Source organism: Dongia sp. agr-C8 (genome assembly GCF_054658695.1).
This window is the reverse complement of sequence record NZ_BAAGHZ010000001.1, coordinates 491,664-508,028: the sequence shown is the minus strand read 5'-3', so window position 1 is coordinate 508,028 and position 16,365 is coordinate 491,664. Positions and strand designations below refer to the sequence as shown.

General features: G+C 67.0%; 19 protein-coding genes. 13 read left to right on the top strand and 6 right to left on the bottom strand.

The window, feature by feature from the left end:
- Positions 1-2 precede the first annotated feature (2 nt).
- The 6 genes from ACYQ4T_RS02260 to ACYQ4T_RS02235 all read left to right on the top strand — a co-directional run bounded on the left by ACYQ4T_RS02260 (position 3) and on the right by ACYQ4T_RS02235 (position 4,222).
- The gene (locus tag ACYQ4T_RS02260; protein WP_459850461.1) at positions 3-533 is read left to right on the top strand and encodes a YciI family protein; all 531 of its coding nucleotides are present in this window, start codon (positions 3-5) and stop codon (positions 531-533) included.
- A gap of 5 nt (positions 534-538) precedes the next feature.
- Entirely contained in the window at positions 539-1,345 is an 807-nt protein-coding gene (locus ACYQ4T_RS02255; RefSeq protein ID WP_459850459.1) for a putative RNA methyltransferase, read from the top strand.
- A gap of 189 nt (positions 1,346-1,534) precedes the next feature.
- Positions 1,535-2,323, top strand: a complete 789-nt coding sequence (locus ACYQ4T_RS02250) for a S1 family peptidase (RefSeq protein WP_459850457.1) — start codon at positions 1,535-1,537, stop codon at positions 2,321-2,323.
- A gap of 2 nt (positions 2,324-2,325) precedes the next feature.
- Positions 2,326-2,514: a hypothetical protein gene (locus ACYQ4T_RS02245; protein ID WP_459850455.1), complete on the top strand. Its 189-nt coding sequence runs from the start codon at positions 2,326-2,328 to the stop codon at positions 2,512-2,514.
- A 60-nt stretch (positions 2,515-2,574) separates the two neighbouring features.
- On the top strand, positions 2,575-3,210 hold the full coding sequence (locus tag ACYQ4T_RS02240; protein ID WP_459850453.1) for a DUF47 domain-containing protein: 636 nt from the start codon (positions 2,575-2,577) through the stop codon (positions 3,208-3,210).
- A 25-nt stretch (positions 3,211-3,235) separates the two neighbouring features.
- Complete coding sequence (locus ACYQ4T_RS02235) at positions 3,236-4,222, top strand: inorganic phosphate transporter (RefSeq protein ID WP_459850451.1); 987 nt, start codon at positions 3,236-3,238, stop codon at positions 4,220-4,222.
- Positions 4,223-4,238: 16 nt separating this feature from the next.
- On the opposite strand, the gene ACYQ4T_RS02230 is transcribed toward ACYQ4T_RS02235, so the two are convergent.
- Complete coding sequence (locus ACYQ4T_RS02230) at positions 4,239-4,499, bottom strand: DUF3303 domain-containing protein (RefSeq protein WP_459852020.1); 261 nt, start codon at positions 4,497-4,499, stop codon at positions 4,239-4,241.
- A 217-nt stretch (positions 4,500-4,716) separates the two neighbouring features.
- On the opposite strand from ACYQ4T_RS02230, the gene amaB reads away from it, so the two are divergent.
- Together amaB and ACYQ4T_RS02220 are read left to right on the top strand one after the other, a co-directional pair.
- Entirely contained in the window at positions 4,717-6,264 is a 1,548-nt protein-coding gene (amaB, locus tag ACYQ4T_RS02225; RefSeq protein ID WP_459850449.1) for an L-piperidine-6-carboxylate dehydrogenase, read from the top strand.
- Positions 6,257-7,009: a copper homeostasis protein CutC gene (locus tag ACYQ4T_RS02220; RefSeq protein ID WP_459850447.1), complete on the top strand. Its 753-nt coding sequence runs from the start codon at positions 6,257-6,259 to the stop codon at positions 7,007-7,009. Before amaB ends, ACYQ4T_RS02220 begins: the two co-directional genes overlap by 8 nt.
- Positions 7,010-7,129: 120 nt before the next feature.
- On the opposite strand, the gene sucD is transcribed toward ACYQ4T_RS02220, so the two are convergent.
- Genes sucD through ACYQ4T_RS02205 form a run of 3 tightly spaced genes read right to left on the bottom strand, consistent with a single transcriptional unit; the run spans position 7,130 to position 10,434 of the window.
- A complete protein-coding gene (gene sucD, locus ACYQ4T_RS02215) occupies positions 7,130-8,020 on the bottom strand; it encodes a succinate--CoA ligase subunit alpha (protein WP_459850445.1) in 891 nt (296 codons plus the stop codon).
- Position 8,021: 1 nt separating this feature from the next.
- A complete protein-coding gene (locus ACYQ4T_RS02210; RefSeq protein ID WP_459850443.1) occupies positions 8,022-9,215 on the bottom strand; it encodes a malate--CoA ligase subunit beta in 1,194 nt (397 codons plus the stop codon).
- A 25-nt stretch (positions 9,216-9,240) separates the two neighbouring features.
- Positions 9,241-10,434: an aminotransferase class V-fold PLP-dependent enzyme gene (locus tag ACYQ4T_RS02205; RefSeq protein WP_459850441.1), complete on the bottom strand. Its 1,194-nt coding sequence runs from the start codon at positions 10,432-10,434 to the stop codon at positions 9,241-9,243.
- 195 nt (positions 10,435-10,629) lie between these two features.
- On the opposite strand from ACYQ4T_RS02205, the gene ACYQ4T_RS02200 reads away from it, so the two are divergent.
- Complete coding sequence (locus tag ACYQ4T_RS02200) at positions 10,630-11,280, top strand: response regulator transcription factor (RefSeq protein ID WP_459850439.1); 651 nt, start codon at positions 10,630-10,632, stop codon at positions 11,278-11,280.
- Here ACYQ4T_RS02200 and ACYQ4T_RS02195 read toward each other — a convergent pair.
- Positions 11,277-11,954 (bottom strand): helix-turn-helix transcriptional regulator, encoded by a 678-nt coding sequence (locus ACYQ4T_RS02195; RefSeq protein ID WP_459850437.1) that lies wholly within the window; start codon positions 11,952-11,954, stop codon positions 11,277-11,279. The genes ACYQ4T_RS02200 and ACYQ4T_RS02195 overlap by 4 nt on opposite strands.
- A gap of 105 nt (positions 11,955-12,059) precedes the next feature.
- On the opposite strand from ACYQ4T_RS02195, the gene ACYQ4T_RS02190 reads away from it, so the two are divergent.
- The 4 genes from ACYQ4T_RS02190 (at position 12,060) to ACYQ4T_RS02175 (ending at position 15,734) form a co-directional block, all read left to right on the top strand.
- Positions 12,060-12,938 (top strand): DMT family transporter, encoded by an 879-nt coding sequence (locus tag ACYQ4T_RS02190; RefSeq protein ID WP_459850436.1) that lies wholly within the window; start codon positions 12,060-12,062, stop codon positions 12,936-12,938.
- Positions 12,939-13,009: 71 nt separating this feature from the next.
- Complete coding sequence (locus ACYQ4T_RS02185; protein ID WP_459850434.1) at positions 13,010-13,474, top strand: RidA family protein; 465 nt, start codon at positions 13,010-13,012, stop codon at positions 13,472-13,474.
- A gap of 151 nt (positions 13,475-13,625) precedes the next feature.
- Complete coding sequence (locus ACYQ4T_RS02180; protein ID WP_459850433.1) at positions 13,626-14,786, top strand: GNAT family N-acetyltransferase; 1,161 nt, start codon at positions 13,626-13,628, stop codon at positions 14,784-14,786.
- Positions 14,787-14,909: 123 nt separating this feature from the next.
- Positions 14,910-15,734: a class I SAM-dependent methyltransferase gene (locus ACYQ4T_RS02175; protein WP_459850431.1), complete on the top strand. Its 825-nt coding sequence runs from the start codon at positions 14,910-14,912 to the stop codon at positions 15,732-15,734.
- A gap of 254 nt (positions 15,735-15,988) precedes the next feature.
- On the opposite strand, the gene ACYQ4T_RS02170 is transcribed toward ACYQ4T_RS02175, so the two are convergent.
- Positions 15,989-16,351, bottom strand: a complete 363-nt coding sequence (locus ACYQ4T_RS02170) for a hypothetical protein (protein ID WP_459850430.1) — start codon at positions 16,349-16,351, stop codon at positions 15,989-15,991.
- Between the last annotated feature and the right edge of the window lie 14 nt (positions 16,352-16,365).

Here is a 16,365-nt window from a genome sequence, read left to right as displayed (position 1 = left end):
CCTTGGACTTCCTGGTCTATTGCCGCGACAAGCCGACCGTGGGCGTATTGCTCGAGCACCATGTCGAGGCGCATTGGTCCTACATGGACGGCTATGCGGAGCGGTTGCTGACGCGCGGCCCGACCTTGAGCGACGACGGTGCGGAACATACCGGCAGCCTGCATATCGTCCGCCTCGACGACGTCGCGGCGGCCGAGGCCTTTGCCTATCAGGAACCGTTCTACCGTGCCGGCGTCTACGGCGAGGTGATGATCCGCCGCTGGCATGACCGGCTCGGCCGCAGCATGCGCGATTTCAAGCCGGCGAACGACGATCCGCTGTTCCTGGTGCTCGGCCCTGCCGCCGCGACCCCCGATCTCGCGACCCGGCTCGGCGACCGCGCCGCAGTCTATGGCGGCACGCTCGCGCTCGACGGCACGGAGCGGCAAGGCTTCGCCGCAATCCTGCAGGCGCCCTCACGCGAGGCGGTCGCCGCCCTGCTCGGCGGGGCGCCGGCTGAGATCCACCGCTGGCGCATCGGCGGCCGGCACTGAAGTTGATGTCGAAGTTCGATCTCTTCCGCTGCCCGGTCTGCCGCGCCGACCTCACGCTGGTCGAGCGGACGTTGCGCTGCCCGCAGCGGCATAGTTTCGATCTGGCCCGCGCCGGCTATGTCAACCTGCTGACCGGCCATGGCGCGGCGCCGGCCGAGGGCGGCGACGATGCACAGCAGCTGGCGCGCCGCGATGCCTTCCTGGCCAAGGGCCATTTCGACGGCGTCACCGATGCGATCCGCGCCGCGCTGCCGCCGGGCGGCGGCGCGATCCTCGATGCCGGCTGCGGCACGGCCCATCACCTGCAGCGGCTCGCGACCGGCGATCATGCCGGCACCGGCATCGACGTCTCGAAGGCGGCCTGCGCCTATGCCGCCAGGCGCTATCCCAAGTCCGGTTTCGCCGTCGCCGACATCTGGCGCGACTGGCCGCTGCGCGATGCTTGCGCGGATCTCGTGCTCAGCATCTTCGCGCCGAAGAACTTCGCGGAAGCGGCGCGGGTGCTGCGGCCGGGCGGCACGCTCGCGGTCGCCTATCCCGGGCCCGACCACCTGATCGAGCTGCGCCGGGAATTCGGCCTGATCGACCAGGGCGATGCCAAGACCGAGACCTATGCCGCCGGGATCGCCGCGGCGATCAGCGCCCCCAGCCATCGGCGCCTGCGCACCGGAGCGCTGCTCGACGCCGCGGAGATCGCCAATGTCATCCTGATGGGCCCGAACGCCCGCCATGCCCGGCTCGAGACCCTGCCGCCGGAAGCCAGCCGCAACGTCAGCTTCGACATCGAGCTGCTGATCGCGCGGAAGCCCTAGACAATCCGCACTGGATCTACCGGTGCGTAAGCCTGCATACGCTCCAGCTGCATCAACCCCCTCCCCACCCTCCCCCGATCTCGGGGGAGGGAAGCGGGTGAGAGCCATCGGCAGGTCACTCTCGACCTGGGCTTATCGCCTGCACTAAACTGCGCCGTATTCGCACCTGGGGACCGAGCCTCGATGTCCATGCCTGAGCGGACCGCCAAGGTCCGAACGCCCGCCAAAGCCATTGCCGCATCCCTCGCCTTCCTGCTGCTCCTGTTCGTCGTTTCCACCGCGCCCGCCCGCGCCATCATCAACGGCAAGCCGGTGACCGGAGCCGAGGCCTATGCCCGGGCCATCGTCGGCGTCGTGCCCGCGGACAAATACGATCGCCCCGGCGCCTGCACCGGCATCCTGATCACGCCCCGGGCCGTGCTGACGGCGGCGCATTGCGTCTCCGGCGAGGTCAAGAGCGTCAGCGTGGTGTTCGACCTGAAGATCGGGGACGTGCACAAGGTCGCCGCGACCAAGACGGTGATCCATCCGGATTACAAGGACGAGGAAGACAAGTTCAACATCGGCGACATCGCCATCATCTTCCTCGCCGCGCATGAATACCCGACGGTGATCATGCCCTTCGATGCCAGCGAGGATTTCACCGACGGCCAGCAGTTCGTGTTCGTGGGCTACGGACGCAGCATCGCCAACCGGTCGCGCTCCACCGGCACGGCGCGCAAGGCCTCGATCGCCGCCGCCGGCTACGACACGCCGCGCGAGGTGGCGCTGAAGCCGCTGATGGACGCCTGGCCCTGCGACGGCGATTCCGGCGGCCCGATCATGCGCAAGGACATGAGCGGCCGCTACGCCTTGACCGGGATCATGAACGCGGTCTCCGCCGGCCCGGTGGGCGAATGCCTGTTCGAGAACTCCTTCATGACGCCGGTCCACAGCTACCGCGACTGGATCGCCGAAACCCTGGCCAAGGGCGGCTGAGCATGACGCCGAAGCAGCCGGAGCCGACGTTCAAGGAGATCATCCAGTCGATCCATCGGATCGTGCAGGGTCCGGAGCGGCCCAAGTCGGAGAAGCCGCGCCGCGGCCTTTCACCCGGCCTGCTGCTGATGGCGGTGGTGGCCTTGGTCATCACCATCGCGGCCACTGTAAAAACCCTGCAACAGAACTGACACAAATCCGAATTTGCGGCTATGCTGCCTCCAGGACGTAGTGGGCCCGGGGGACGCACCATGGTGCTGAGGCTGTTTCGCAAGCTGATGCCGCGCGACGAGCGCTTCGTCGAGCGCTTCTGCCGCCATTCCGCGATCGTGGTCCAGGGCGCGGAGGAATTCCGCAAGATCCTCTCCGGCACCGACTACGACGCGCATTGCAAGGAACTGTTCCGCCTGGAGGACGCGGCGGACGACATCACCAAGGAGACGGTGCATGCCGTGCACCGGAGCTTCATCACCCCGTTCGACCGCTCCGAGGTGCTGGAGCTCATCACCACCCTCGACGACGTGATCGACATCATGAAGGATGCGGCGCGGCGTCTGGGACTCTACAAAGTCGCCTATACGCCGGAGATGATCGGCATGGCCGATTGCGCGGTGCGCGCCAGCACGGCGATCCGCGACGCCATGCCGGCCTTGAGCGCGATCGGCCGCAACGAGGCGGTGTTCCGCGAGATGCAGCAGAAGGTCCGCGCCGCCGAGAGCGAGGCCGACGAGCTCCTGCAACGCGGCATGAAGGCCCTGTTCGCCGGATCCGATCCGGCCGGCGACAAGCTGATCGGCGAGCGGGTCTATGAGCTGATCGAGGCCGTGGTCGATCGCTGCGAGGACGTGACCGACGTCATCGCCGGCATCGTCGTCGAGCACGTCTGAGCCCGGGCCTGCGCGCATGATCTCCATGCATCTCCTGATCGGGCTGATCGTCATCGCGCTCGCCTTCGATTTCCTGAACGGGCTGCACGACGCGGCGAACTCGATCGCGACCATCGTCTCGACCCGGGTGCTGTCGCCGGTCTTCGCGGTGTTCTGGGCGGCGTTCTTCAACTTCATCGCCTTCCTGGTGTTCGGCCTGCATGTCGCCGACACCATGGGCAAGGGCATCATCGACGCCCAGATCGTCGATCCGCAGGTGATCTTCGGCGCCCTGATCGGCGCGATCTTCTGGAACGTCCTGACCTGGATCTACGGCATTCCATCCTCGAGCAGCCACGCGCTGATCGGCGGCCTGGTCGGCGCCGGAATCGCCAAGGCGGGGTTCGGCGCGGTGATCTGGAGCGGGCTCGGCACCGTCGCGCTGTTCATCGTGCTCTCGCCGCTGATCGGCCTCTGCCTCGCCGGCGTGCTGGTGATCCTCTCGTCCTGGGCCTCGGTGCGCGCGACGCCCTTCGCCGCGGACCGCCGCTTCCGGGTGCTGCAATTCGTCTCGTCCTCGCTGTTCAGCCTCGGCCATGGCGGCAACGACGCGCAGAAGACCATGGGCATCATCGCGATCCTGCTCTATTCGCAGGGCTATATGCCGGAGGGCTTCCATGTCCCGTTCTGGGTGGTGATCACCTGCCAGGCGGCGATGGGACTCGGCACCTTGAGCGGCGGCTGGCGCATCGTGAAGACGGTCGGCTCGAAGATCACCGACCTGAAGCCGATCCAGGGCTTCTGCGCCGAGACCGGCGGGGCCATGGCGTTGTTCGGCGCGACCTGGCTCGGCATCCCGGTCTCGACCACCCATACCATCATCGGCGCGGTGGTCGGCGTCGGCGCCATGCGCCGGACCTCCGCCGTGCGCTGGGGCACCGCCAGCAACATCGTGGTCGCCTGGGTGATCACCCTGCCGGCGGCGGCTTTGGTCGGCGGGATCTTCTATGAGATCGCGGCGCTCTTCGGCTAAAGGTTAATACCCCCAGTCAGGCAGGGCTTAGAGCCGCCGCCGTCTCCTTGCCCGGGACCACCGGCAGGATTTCGAACTCCACCAGGTCGGCCCATTCGGCGACCCAGCGCTGCAGCAGGGTCACGTCGTCGCATTCCATCACCTGGAAGCAGCGGCCGAGATCGGCGGTGACCCAGCTTGCGACGAAGCTGACGCCGTCGGGCATCAGCCGGCCTTTCTCCCGGAACCGCGCGTAAACCGCCTTCGCATCCTGGTTCCGGAAATGCTCGATCACCATGAACTGCAAGGTGTTTTCCCTTCAGATTTTTATCTCGTCATCCCCGGGCTTGACCCGGGGATCTCGTGCAGGAGATCGCAGCGGATAGAGACCCGCGGGTCAACCCCCGGATCAAGTCCGGGGGCGCGGGTGACGACGGGAGAGGCGCGGGTGACGGTTGGACAATGGGCGGAAATGGGCTAGGACACCGCCAAACTCACCTTGCGAGGAGCCAATCATGGCCGCCCAGATGACCGCCCCGAAGATCGCTGCCGAGACCGATACCCTGCTGCAGAGCCTGGGGATTCCCCGCGAGCACTATAGCGGCGGCAGCATGGCGGTCCACTCGCCGATCACCGGCGAGGAGATCGCCAGGGTGCATGTCGCCAGCCCGGCCGAGGCCAAGAAGACCGTCGAGGCCAGCCACCAGGCCTTCCTGGCCTGGCGCGAGGTGCCGGCGCCGAAACGCGGCGAGCTGGTCCGGCTGCTGGGCGAGGAGCTGCGCGCCCATAAGCACGCCCTCGGCCGCCTGGTCTCGATCGAGGTCGGCAAGATCGAGAGCGAGGGCCTGGGCGAGGTCCAGGAGATGATCGACATCTGCGACTACGCGGTCGGCCTCTCGCGCCAGATCTTCGGCCTCACCATCGCCACCGAGCGCCCGAACCATCGCATGATGGAGACCTGGCACCCCTTGGGTGTTACCGGCATCATCACCGCCTTCAACTTCCCCGTGGCGGTCTGGTCCTGGAACTCCGCCATCGCGCTGATCTGCGGCAACAGCTGCATCTGGAAGCCCTCGGAGAAGACCCCGCTCACCGCCATCGCCGTCACCGCGCTGTTCGAGCGCGCCGTCGCCCGCTTCACCGAAACCGGCAACAGCGCCCCCGCGAACCTGGCATCGCTGCTGATCGGCGACCGCGCCATCGGCGAGATCCTGGTCGATCACCCGAAGGTCGCGATCCTCTCCGCCACGGGCTCGACCGCCATGGGCAAGGCGGTGGCGCCGAAGCTCGCGGCGCGCTTCGCCCGCGCGATCCTCGAGCTCGGCGGCAACAATGCCGGCATCGTCTGCCCCTCGGCCGATCTCGATCTCACCCTGCGCGGCGTCGCCTTCGCCGCGATGGGCACCGCCGGCCAGCGCTGCACCACGCTCCGCCGCCTGTTCGTGCACAGCAGCGTCTATGACAAGCTGGTCCCGCGCCTGGTCAAGGCCTATGGCTCGGTCACCATCGGCAACCCGCTTCAAGCGGGAACGCTGATCGGCCCGCTGATCGACCAGCGCGCCTACCAGGGCATGGAGCGCGCGCTCAGCGACGCCAAGGCCGCCGGCGGCAAGGTGCATGGCGGCGGCCGCGCCGCTGCCGACGCCTTCCCCAACGCCTATTACGTCCACCCGGCTTTGGTCGAGATGCCGAAGCAGGTGGGGCCGGTCGAGCAGGAGACCTTCGCGCCGATCCTCTATGTGATGAAGTACGAGGACTTCGACGCGGTGCTCGCCTTGCACAACGGCGTGCCGCAGGGCCTCTCCTCCTCGATCTTCACCCGCGACCTCGGCGAGGCCGAGCGCTTCCTCTCGGCGGCGGGCTCGGATTGCGGCATCGCCAATGTCAACATCGGGCCTTCCGGTGCGGAAATCGGCGGCGCCTTCGGCGGCGAGAAGGAGACCGGCGGCGGCCGCGAGGCGGGCTCGGATTCCTGGAAGGCCTACATGCGCAGGGCGACCAACACCATCAACTACGGCAAGCAGCTGCCGCTGGCCCAGGGCGTGAAGTTCGACGTTGAATAAGACCCCGCTGTTCGAGATCTGCGTCGAAGGCGTCGATGGCGCGGTCGCGGCCCAGGAAGGCGGCGGCGACCGCATCGAGCTCTGCGCCAGCCTGCTGGAAGGGGGGCTCACGCCGAGCTTCGGCACGATCCGCGCCGCCTTGAAGCTCTGCTGGAAGCCGATCCATGTGATCCTGCGGCCGCGCGGCGGCGACTTCCTCTACAGCGATGCCGAGTTCGCCAGCATGCTGGACGACGCGCGGGAGATCGCGCGGATGAACGCCGCCGGCATCGTGATCGGCTGCCTGACCGAGGACGGCCGGATCGACGAAGCGCGGATGCGGGCGCTGATCGAAGCGGCACAGCCGCTGAGCGTCACCTGCCACCGCGCCTTCGACATGACCCGCGATCCGGAAGAGGCGCTGGAGGCCCTGATCCGCTGCGGCGTCCAGCGCGTGCTGACCAGCGGGCAGAAGTCGACGGCGGTCGAGGCGATCCCGCTGCTGAAGAAGCTCAATGCCCAGGCCGCCGGGCGGATCATCGTCATGGCCTGCGGCGCGCTGGCGCCCGACAACATTGCGCGGGTGGTGCAGGAGACCGGCGGCACGGAGTTTCACTTCGCCGCTTTGAAGTCCACGCCGAGCGGCATGCAATACCGGAATCCCTCGGTCGGCATGGGCGGCACCGAGCTCGACCGCGAATACTCCACCACCGTGACCGATCCGGACCTGGTGCGGGCGACCATCGCCGCGGCGCGCGGCGGGTAGAGCAACGCACCGTCACGTCGTCATTGCCGGGCTTGACGATCAAGAAAAAAGAGCCCCGCTCCGGTTCCCACGCTCTGGAGATTGCGGGACCCGGAACGGGGCGTCAGCGAGCGTAGCCCCCTACGCCGCCTTCCTGAGGACCGCTTGCACGGTCGAACCGATTTCCGCCGGCGTCGGCGAGATGGTGACGCCGACCTCGCGCAGGATCTCCACCTTCTCGCTGGCGCTCTCGCCGAAGGCCGAGATGATCGCGCCGGCATGGCCCATCTTGCGGCCCTTCGGCGCCGACAATCCGGCGACATAGGCGATGACCGGCTTGGACATATGGTCGCGGACGTATTCCGCGGCCTCCGCCTCCTGCGGGCCGCCGATCTCGCCGATCATCACCACGGCATGGGTCTCCGGGTCCTTCTCGAACAGCTCGAGGATGTCGCGGAACGAACTGCCGTTGATCGGATCGCCGCCGATGCCGACCGAGGTCGAGACGCCGATGCCGAGCTCCTTCATCTGCGCCGCGGCTTCGTAGCCCAATGTGCCCGAGCGGCCGACCACGCCGACATGGCCCGGCTGGTAGATATGGCCCGGCATGATGCCGAGCAGGGCCTTGCCCGGGCTGATGACGCCGGCGCAGTTCGGGCCGACCAGGGTCATGCGGTTCTCGGCACGATAGCGGCGCATGTAGCGCTTCACCTGGATCATGTCCTGGGAGGGAATGCCGTCGGTGATGGCGACGCAGAGCCGGATGCCGGCATCAGCCGCCTCCATGATCGAGTCCGCGGCGAACGGCGGCGGCACGAAGACGATCGAGGCGGTCGCCCCCGTCTTCTCCACCGCTTCCTTCACGGTGTTGAAGACCGGCACGCCCTGCTCGGTATGGCCGCCCTTGCCGGGCGTGACACCGCCGACGACGTTGGTGCCGTATTCCTTCATCTCCTTGGTGTGGAAGCTGCCGATGCGGCCGGTGATGCCTTGAACGATCACCGGCGTGTTGCGGTCGAGGAGCACAGTCATGTTACGCCACCGCCTTCGGCTGCTTGAGTGAGACGTCGTTCTTCCAGGCCTGCACGGCGCGTTCCGCCGCCTCGGCCAGGGTGTTGGCGCGGATGATCGGCAGGCCGCTGCGCGCGAGGATGCGCCGGCCCTCCTCCACATGCGTGCCGGCCAGGCGCACGACCAAGGGCACATGCACCGGATTCTTCTCCAGCGCCTGCACGATGCCCTCGGCCACCCAGTCGCAGCGGTTGATGCCGGCGAAGATGTTGACCAGGATCGCCTGCACGTTGTCGTCCGACATCACCAGCCGGAACGCCTTCGCGACGCGATCCGGCGTCGCACCACCGCCGATATCGAGGAAGTTCGCCGGCTCGCCGCCGGCGAGCTTGATCATGTCCATCGTGGCCATCGCCAGGCCGGCGCCGTTGACGATGCAGCCGATATTGCCGGTGAGGCCGACGTAAGAGAGGCCGCGATCCGCGGCGCGGGTCTCGCGCGAGTCCTCCTGCGATTTGTCGCGGAGCTCGGCGACGCTGGGGTGACGGAACAGCGCGTTGTCGTCGAAGGTCATCTTGGCGTCGAGGGCGATGACGCCGTCATCGGTGATCACCAGCGGGTTGATCTCCACCATGCTGGCGTCGAGACTTTCCAGCGCCTTGTAGCAGCCCATGATCAGCGACACGGCCTTCTGCACATGCTCAGCCGGGATGCCGAGGCCGAAGGCGATCTCGCGGGCCTGGAAGGCCTGCATGCCGACGGCGGGCTCCACCACGCTGCGGATGAGGGAGTCCGGCTTGTCGGCGGCGATATCCTCGATCTCCATGCCGCCCGCGGCCGAAGCGACCACCATCACGCGCTCGGTCTTGCGATCCAGCACGAAGCCGAGATAGATCTCCTTCAGGATATTGACCGCGCCCTCGACATAGACGCGGTAGACTATCTTGCCCTCGGGGCCGGTCTGGTGCGTCACCAGGCGCTTGCCGAACATCTCGTCGGCGGCGTCATAGACTTCGTGCTCGTTGCTGCAGACCTTGACGCCGCCGGCCTTGCCGCGGCCGCCGGTATGGACCTGGGCCTTCACCACCCATTTGTTGCCCCCGATCTCGCGGGCGCGATAGGCCGCCTGCTCCGGGCTATAGGCCAGGCCCCCGCGCGGGACCGGGACGCCGTAGCCGGCCAGGATTTCCTTGGCCTGGTATTCGTGGATGTCCATTTTTCCTGCCCCTGACTCTTTATTATTATTCGGCGGCGGCCGCATTGAGCGTGACGCCTTGCTGATGGAAATAGTCGACCGCGGCGCCGACGCCGCTGCCGGCCTTGATCGGCACGCCGACATCGCGCAGCGCCAGCTCGACCCCGCCCAGCGCACTCAGGACCATGAGCTCGTTCAAGTCGCCGAGATGGCCGATGCGGAAGACCTTGCCGTTGAGCTTCGCCAGGCCCATGCCGAGCGAAAGGCCGTAGCGACGATAGGCATGGCGGATGAGGTTGTTGGAGTCGAAGCCTTCGGTGAGCTGGATCGCGCTGACCGTGTCCGACTGCCAGCGCTTCTCCTTGGCGCAGAGCTTCATGTTCCAGGCCGAGACCGCGCGGCGCACGCCCTCGCCCAGGCGATGATGGCGCGCGAACACGTTCTCGAGGCCCTCGGCCAGCAGCAGGTCGACCGAGGTGCGCAAGCCGCGGATCAGCTGCATCGGCGGCGTGTAGGGGAAGAAGCCGTCCTTGTTGGTGCGGATCATGTCGGCGAAGTCGAAGTAGCAGCGGTGCAGCTTCGCCGACTTCGCCGCTTCCAGCGCCTTCGGGCTGACGCAGAGGATGGCGAGGCCACCGGGCAGCATGAAGCCCTTCTGCGAGCCGCAGACCGCGATATCGACGGCCCATTCATCCATGCGGAAATCGATGCTGGCGATCGAGCTGACGCCATCGACGAACAGCAAAGCCGGGTGCCGGGTCTCGTTCAACGCCCGGCGCACGCCGGCGATGTCGCTGGTCACACCCGTCGCGGTCTCGTTGTGGCAGGCGAGCACCGCCTTGATCTTGCGGCCGGTATCGGCGGCGAGGATCTCGGAAAAGGTCTCGACCGGCACGCCCTCGCCCCATTCGACATCGACCAGCTCGACCTCGAGGCCGAGGCGCTGGCACATGTCGATCCAGAGATGGGAGAACTGGCCGAAGCGCGCGGCCAGGACCTTGTCGCCCGGCGAGAGCGTGTTGGTGAGCGCCGCTTCCCAGCCGCCGGTGCCCGAGGCGGGGAACAGGAAGACCTGGCCGGATTCCGACTTGAAGATCTTCTTCACGTCCTGGAACAGGGGGAGCGTGAACTCCGGCAGGTCCGGGGCGCGCTGGTCTTCCATCGGGATGTCCATGGCGCGGCGCACGCGATCCGGGACATTGGTCGGGCCTGGAATAAAGAGACCCCGCATACCTGCCATGACGCCCTCCTCCATGAATGCCGGATCGCTCCAGCTTGTTTTAATTCGGGCAAGTCTGCTCGGGTAGGTTTCTCTCCACAACGCTCGAAAGCCCCATCCTTCATGACCCTTTAGGGTGGGTCAAATCCCATACTTTTGGATTGTTTCCATCATTAGGATGAGATAGCCTCCTATCCAAAGGGATAGGTATTATCGATGGCTGCACCGGTTTCAGGCGTTGCTTCCAGCCCGGCGGGCCCGATCAGCGTCGCTTTGGCGGACAACAACCCGCTGATGCTCTCGGCCCTCTCGGATCTGTTCGAGCGCGATTCGCGCTTCACCCTGGTCGCCACGCTGTCCAGCGCCGAGGCCTTCCTGGAGATGATGGGACGGGTCCCGACAAGAATTGGCGTGGTGGACTGGAGCCTGCCGACCCTGGGCGGCGAGCGGCTGCTGGAAAATCTGCGCGGCCGGCCGAATGCGCCGCGGGTGCTGGTCTACGGGCCGGAGGGCGACATGGACCTGGTCCGGAAGGCGATGGCGGCGGGCGCCGCCGGATTCTGCGCCCGCAGCAACCTGCCGCAACAGCTGATCGACGTCGCCTATGCCGTGGCGCAGGGGCAGATGGTGTTTCCCTTCATCGACGTGCGCGCGCTCAACCATGACCCGAAGGCGGAGCTGACCTCGCGCGAGCGCGCGCTGCTTTCAGCCTTGGCGCGCGGCCTCGCCAACAAGGATCTCGCCGCCGAGCTCGATATCTCGGTCAACACGGTGAAGTTCCACCTGCGCAATCTCTACGACAAGCTCGGCGTCAACAGCCGCGCCCAGGCGATCGCGTTCTATTACTCGACTGGGGGAACGCGCTAGACCGGCTTGGTCTGCTCCCAGAGCGCGCGCAGCCCGTTGCCGTCACCGACGAAGCGGTCGCTGAGCGGCTTCAGCGACGCGATGCGGTCGACGCGGAAGTGGCGGAAGTCGTCGCGCAACTCGCACCAGGCGGCGAGCACCGCGACCTCGACGTAATAGACCAGCGCAATCGGCCGCACCACGCGCTGGGTCGGCTGGTTGCCGGCGTCGAGATAGCCCAGGCGCAGCTTGCGCTCCTCGCGGATCGCACGGCGCACCGCCTTCATGTCGATGCCCGGCACCGAGGCGCCCCAGGTCGAGACATGCAGCATACGCGTGTCGAGGCTCTGCTCGCTCTCCTGCGGCAGGACCTCGGCGATCTTGGTGCCGACGCTGGCCGCGGCGCGTTGCAGCCCGGCATCGCCGGTCCGACGCAGCAGGGCCAGGCCGACCACGATCGCCTCGACCTCGTCGGCGTCGAACATCAGCGGCGGCAGGTCGAAGCCGCGACGCATGATGTAGCCGATCCCCGCCTCGCCCTCGATCGGGATGCGCATCGCCTGCAAGGCCGCGACGTCGCGGTAGATGGTGCGCTGGTGCACCTCCAGCCGCTCGGCGATGGCCTGAGCTGTCAGCGGCTTGCGCGCGCCGCGCAAGACCTGGATCACCTCAAACATGCGGTTGGACCGGCCCATGGCGCCTCTCCTTCGCGGAAAACCATAGCAGGTCTGCTGACACACAGATGTCAGCAGTGATTGGTTACGACGGGAGATCGCAGGTGTTTCCAGGGGCGGGACGGCATGAATCCACAAACACAATATCGGCTCGGCCTCATCCTGGTCACCGGGGCGGCGGTTGCCTGGAGCACGGCCGGCTACTTCACCCGGCTGATCCCGCTCGACAACTGGACCTTGCTGTTCTGGCGCGGCGTGTTCGCGGCGATCGGAATCTTCGCCTTCATGCTGGTGAAGGACGGGCGGGACGCCTGGCGGCAGTTCGGCCGGCTGCGCGGGCCGGGCTGGCTGTTCGCCATCATCTCGGGCGCGGGCATGACCGCCTATATCACCGCGCTGACGCTGACCACGGTCGCGCATGTGGCGATCATCTATTGCATCGCGCCCTTCGTCGCGGCCGCCCTCGCCTTCCTGCTGATGCGCGAGCGGCCGACCCTGGTCTCGATCGCCGCCAGCTGCGTCGCGCTGATCGGCGTCGCGGTGATGGTGGGCTTGGGCGGCGGCGAAGGATCGCTGCTGGGCGATTTCCTCGCGCTGCTGATGACCGTCGGCCTCGCAGCGATGATGGTGATCTCGCGCCGGTATCGCGACATTCCGATCATGGCGGCGGCCTGCCTTTCCGCGATCCTGAGTTCCGCGGCCGCCTGGCCTATGATCGCACCCGTCCTCCCGCCCTCGGAGCAGCTCTTCCAGCTCGCCTTGTTCGGGCTGGTGAACTCGGCGATCGGAATCGTGCTGTTCACCCTGGGCGCCCGGCTGCTCCCGGCCGTCGAGACCGCGCTCATCACCGCGCTGGATGCACCGCTGGCCCCGATCTGGGTGTGGCTCGCTTTCGCCGAGACGCCGGGCCGGGCCACGATCCTCGGCGGCGCCCTGGTGCTCGGCGCCGTACTGGCCAACATCGCCTTCGGCCAGAGGTCGCGGGTGCAGCCGAACACGGCGTAATCCGGCTTTGACGGGCCAGGGCCGGCGGCTATGCTGCCGGCCGCTTACCATCTGGGACCAAGGAGACACCCATGCCCGGCAAGATCGAGGCCCGCCTCGCCGAACTGAAGATCGAGCTGCCCAAGGCGGCCGCCCCGGTCGCCAACTACGTGCCCGTCGTCGTCTCGGGCAAGACCGTCTACACCTCGGGCCAGGTCACGGTCCTGAACGGCGAGTTCAAGTACCAGGGCAAGCTCGGCAAGGAGTTCAGTGTCGAGGACGGGCAGAAGGCGGCGCGGCTCTGCGGCCTCAACGTGATCGCCCAGGTCAAGGCCGCGATCGGCGATCTCGACAAGGTGAAGCGGGTCTTGAAGCTCACCTGCTTCGTGAACTCGGTCTCGGAGTTCACCGACCAGCCGAAGGTCGCGAATGGTGTGTCGGACCTGATGGTCGAGGTGTTCGGCGATGCCGGCAAGCACGCGCGCTCGGCGGTCGGCGTCAACGTGCTGCCGCTCAACGTCGCCTGCGAGGTCGAGGCGATCTTCGAGATCGAGTAACGTTCCTTTCGTCGTCACCCGCGGGCTTGACCCGCGGGTCTCCCTCCGAGTTCGCGCCGGAGGAAGATGCCCGGGTCAAGCCCGGGCATGACGTATTGGAAGGTCGGGCCGCCTTGCCATAGAGCGCGGGGCGGCCCACATTAGACGCGGCATGCACGCGTCCGCTCCCCGACAGCTCACCGCCAACGTCATCGACCGCATCGACGCCGTCCCGGCCGCGGACTGGGATGCCTGCGCGGGAGGCGACAATCCCTTCCTGCGCCACGCCTTCCTCAAAGCCTTGGAGGATTCGGGCTCGGTCGGGCGCAAGACCGGCTGGCTGCCGCAGCACTTGGTCCTCAACGACGGGACCGGCGCGGTCCAGGCGGCGGCGCCGATGTATGTGAAGGGTCATTCCCAGGGCGAATATATCTTCGACCATGGCTGGGCCGACGCCTATGAGCGCGCCGGCGGGCAGTATTACCCGAAGCTGCAGGTCGCCGTGCCCTTCACGCCGGTGCCGGGGCCGCGGCTGCTCGCGCGCGGCGGTGACGCAGATGTACGCGAGGCGCTGATCGGCGCGCTGCGCTCGGTCGCCGAGCAGTCGCAGCTTTCCTCGCTGCATGTCACCTTCTGCACGGAAGATGAGGCGGCCGCGATGGGCGAGGCCGGCTTCCTGCACCGGATCGGCGTGCAGTATCACTTCGACAATCCGGGCTATGCGAGCTTCGACGATTTCCTCGGCGCGCTTTCGTCGCGCAAACGGAAATCGATCCGCAAGGAGCGCGATCAGGTGAAGGAATACGGCCTCACCATCCGCGCGCTGAGCGGCGCCGAGATCACGCCGCGGCATTGGGATGCCTTCTTCGCCTTCTACATGGATACCGGCGGACGGAAATGGGGCCGGCCCTATCTGACGCGGCGCTTCTTCGACCTGCTGGGGCAAAGCATGCCGGAGAATGTCGTGCTGATGTTCGCCGAGAAGGACGGCGACCCGGTGGCGGGCGCGCTCAACCTCAAAGGCAGCGATTGTCTGTACGGCCGCAACTGGGGCTGCCTCGAGGAATACAAGTTCCTGCATTTCGAGCTCTGCTATTACCAGGCGATCGACTACGCGATCGAACACCAGCTCAAGCGGGTCGAGGCCGGCGCCCAGGGCGAGCACAAGATCCAGCGCGGCTATCTGCCGGTCGCGACGCATTCGGCACATTGGATCGCCGAACGCAGCTTCCGCGCCGCGGTGGCGGACTTCCTCGAGCGCGAGCGGCGGGTGATCCGGCAGGAGATCGCCGGGCTCGCCGAGTTCAGCCCATTCCGCAAATCGGGCTGTTGATCGCCCCGTTTGTTGTAAATTCCACATTCTCAAGCATAGAATTGGTGACTTCCGTCACTGGACGTTTCCGGTCACGCAAGGCCTCCTGTGGCTTCATCGACATGAACCTGGAGGAGACCACCCATGAACATGCAGACCGCCGTCCCGATGCCCGACCTTGCCGCCGTGAAGGCGAAGCAGCAGATGGCCTGGGGCTCCGGCGATTACGCCATCATCGGCACCACCTTGCAGATCGTCGGCGAGATGCTCTGCGAGGCGGTCGATCTCCGGAGCACGCAGAAGGTGCTGGACGTCGCCGCCGGCAACGGCAACGCGACCCTGGCCGCGGCGCGCCGCTTCGCCGATGTCACCTCGACCGATTATGTCGGTTCGCTGCTGGAGCGCGGCAAGGAACGCGCCATGGCCGAGCGCCTGCCGGTGAAGTTCCAGGAAGCCGATGCCGAGGACCTGCCCTTCAAGGATGCGAGCTTCGACACCGTGCTCTCGACTTTCGGCGTCATGTTCACCCCCAACCAGGAACAGGCGGCGCGCGAGATGCTGCGGGTCGCGAAGCCCGGCGGCAAGATCGGCATGGCCAACTGGACGCCGGAAAGCTTCATCGGCCAGCTGTTCAAGACCTTCGGCCAGCACGTGCCGCCGGCAGCGGGCGTGAAGTCGCCGGCGCTCTGGGGCAACCGCGCCCATCTCGAAATGCTGTTCGCGGGTGCTGCCGGCATCAGTGCGACCGGCCGGCATTTCGCCTTCCGCTACAAGTCGCCGATGCACATGCTGGAGATCTTCCGCACCTTCTACGGCCCCGTGCACAAGGCCTTCGCGGCGCTCGATGCCTCGAAGCAGCAGGCGCTCGAAGCCGACATCCTCGCGCTGATGGACCGCTTCAACAGCGCCAAGGACGGCACCCTGGTGATCCAGAGCGAGTATCTGGAAGTCGTGGTGATGAAGAAGTAGTCACCGTGCGGGCGGCGGCGCATTTCTGAGCACACCCTTCTCCCCTTGTGGGAGAAGGATACGGAGGCTTGGCGAGACGCAGGCGAGCCTAGCCGAAGTTGGATGAGGGGTGCGCACCGGCAGGTGCGCGCGCTCGTCAGAGCTCTGCCGCGCTGCGTGCCTTGCGGCACGCGCCCCCTCACCCAGCTACGGCTAAGCTCGCTCGCGCTCGCTAAGCCTGCGCAACCCTCTCCCACGGGGGGAGAGGGGTCTCCTCACCGCTCCCAGCGCCATTTGCCGTTGCGGCGGCGGTGCTCGATTTCCTCGAGCAGCAACTGGTGCTCCCAGCGTTCCGGCCAGGCCCAGGTGAAGCCCCAGGCTAGATAGCCGAGGATGCCCAAGCCGACCAGCGCGCCGACCAGCTGCTCGGTCGGGCTGAGGGCTGGCGACGGCATGACCAGCACCACAACCGCGACCAGCGCGACGATGCCTACCATCTGCCAGACGCGGCGGAAATAGCGCTCCCGGGCCCGGTCGTGCAGCAGGTCGCCGATCCCGGCCGGAATCTCCGCCAGCAGCTCCTGGTCAGCCGAGAAGTCGGAGAGGCGCGCATTGGCGCCCAAGGCTGGCTCGGTCATCGGTCGTGCGCCCT